The sequence below is a fragment of the Trebonia sp. genome (genome assembly GCF_049794275.1).
Classification (GTDB): Bacteria; Actinomycetota; Actinomycetes; order Streptosporangiales; family Streptosporangiaceae; genus Trebonia.
The window spans coordinates 1-1980 of sequence record NZ_JBARCR010000584.1; the positions used below are offsets into that span (position 1 = coordinate 1).

The window sequence follows — 1980 nt, forward strand, 5'->3', positions numbered from 1 at the left end:
AAGGTGACGGCGGCGAGGAGGCGCTGGGCTGATTCGATGCCGCGGTATTCCAGCATGGCCGGGGGCATGGAGAATCTCACGTCGGTGACGAGCAGTTCGATCAGGGCGTCCAGGTCGGCGCGTTCCATGGCGTCGGTGAACCGGGCGGCGAGCCGGCGTTCGGCGGCGGTGTCGGGTTGGCGTGCAGGCCTGCGGCTGCCGGTGCCGCTGCTGCTGCTGCCGGTGCTGCTGGAGTCGGCGAGGTGGTTGTCGACGGTGGCGCGGGCGCGTTTGAGGGCGCTGCTTACGGCTTCCTGGGTGGTGCCGAGCATCTGGGCGACTTCGGCGGCGTGGTAGTCCAGGACGTCGCGGAGGACGAGCGCGGCGCGTTGGCGTGGGGGCAGCAGTTGCAGGGCGGTGATGAAAGCCAGGGAGATGGCCTCGGTGGTCTCGTAGCGGGCCTCCGGTCCGGGGCGCTGGTCGACGAGATGGTCGAGCAGGACGTCGGGGTAGGGTTCCAGCCAGGGCGGGGCGTCGCCGGCGCTGGCGGGTTCGGGCAGGGCGGCGTCGGGCAGCGGGAGGGCGATGCGGGGGCGTCGGCTGTCGGCGCGCAACATGCTCAGGCACCGATTGGTCGCGATCTTATACAGCCAGGTCCGGAGCGAGGACCGCTGGTCGAAGTCGCCGAGGTTACGCCAGGCGGACGCGAGGGTCTCCTGGAGTGCGTCCTCGGCGTCCTGCAGGGATCCCAGGATGCGGTAGCAGTGCACCTGCAACTCGTGGGAGTGGCCCTGGACCAGGTCGCGGAACGCGTTGTGGTCGCCGGCCCGGGCGCGAGCGATCAGGTCCGTCGTGTCCGTCTCCATCGGCATGCATCCTCGCCTTTCTTCTTTCCGCAGGGCGTGTTCGGCTCACTCACGATATAGACGCCGCCGGTTTGGCGAACTGGGCAGCGCCGCGGTGCCCAATTCGGGCGGAGCGGTGGCGTCTACCCGGTTGGAGGCGGTCCCAGTCGGGGGCGCGCCCCGGAACTCAGAACAGGACCACAGATCATGGCCAAGTACGTTTTCTCCTTCCGCGTGCCCGCCGACTACGCGCCCCACGCCGGGACGCCGGCCGAGTGGCGGGCCTGGTTCGGCGGGCTGGGCTCGGCCCTGGTGGACGTCGGCAACGCGGTGACCGATTACGCCTCGCTCGGCGAGGTCGGCGGCAGCGGCTCCCGGATGGTCGCCTACTCGGTGGTGTCCGCCGAGGACATGGACTCCGCGCTGGCGCTGGCCAAGGACTGCCCGGTGCTGCGGGTCGGCGGCGGGGTCGAGGTCGGCCCCGTGATGGAAGCCGCCGGGTCGTGAGCGACGCCATGACCGCATCGACGGCGCCGCCGGAGGGGTCGTTCCTGGCGACCGGGCGCGGCAAGGTCACGCTGGCGCTGCTGTGCCTGGTGACGTCCCTGGACGTCATGGACGGTTCGATCGTCAACGTCGCGATGCCGACCATCCGTTCGCATCTGGGCTTCTCGGTGCAGAACCTGCAGTGGGTGATCAGCGGCTATCTGATCACCTATGGCGGGTTCCTGCTGCTGGGCGGTCGGGCCGGGGACCTGCTGGGGCGGCGGCGGCTGCTGGTGGCCGGAACCTCGCTGTTCGCGGTCTCGTCGCTGGCCTGCGGGTTGGCCGACAGTCAGGGGCTGCTGGTCGGCGCCCGGCTCGCCCAGGGCTTCGGGGCGGCGATGATGACGCCGGCCGCGCTGTCCATCTTGACCACCACCTTCCAGGACTCCGACCGGCACAGGGCGCTGGGCGTGTGGGCCGGGGTCAGCGGGATCGCCACGATGGTCGGGTTGTTCTTCGGTGGGCTGCTCACCCAGGAATTCGGCTGGCGGTGGGTGTTCTTCATCAGCCTCCCGCTGGCCGCGCTGGTGCTGTTCGGGACGTTCCGGATCCTGAAGGCCGACCACGGCCGGTCCGTGCCGGGCGGTTTCGACGCGGTCGGCGCGGTGCT

3 protein-coding genes are annotated in these 1980 nt (G+C 70.6%); 2 read left to right on the plus strand and 1 reads right to left on the minus strand.

Annotation, left to right across the window (positions count from 1 at the left end; genetic code table 11):
• Positions 1 to 845, minus strand: an 845-nt coding sequence (locus WA805_RS15805; protein WP_425242706.1) for an RNA polymerase subunit sigma-70, incomplete at its 3' end; no start/stop codon positions are given.
• A gap of 186 nt (positions 846 to 1031) precedes the next feature.
• On the opposite strand from WA805_RS15805, the gene WA805_RS15810 reads away from it, so the two are divergent.
• Both WA805_RS15810 and WA805_RS15815 read left to right on the plus strand, forming a co-directional pair.
• Positions 1032 to 1331, plus strand: coding sequence for a hypothetical protein (locus tag WA805_RS15810; RefSeq protein WP_425242707.1), 300 nt, complete (start codon positions 1032 to 1034; stop codon positions 1329 to 1331).
• 8 nt (positions 1332 to 1339) lie between these two features.
• Positions 1340 to 1980: MFS transporter (locus tag WA805_RS15815; protein ID WP_425242708.1), on the plus strand; the 641-nt coding region annotated here is incomplete at its 3' end.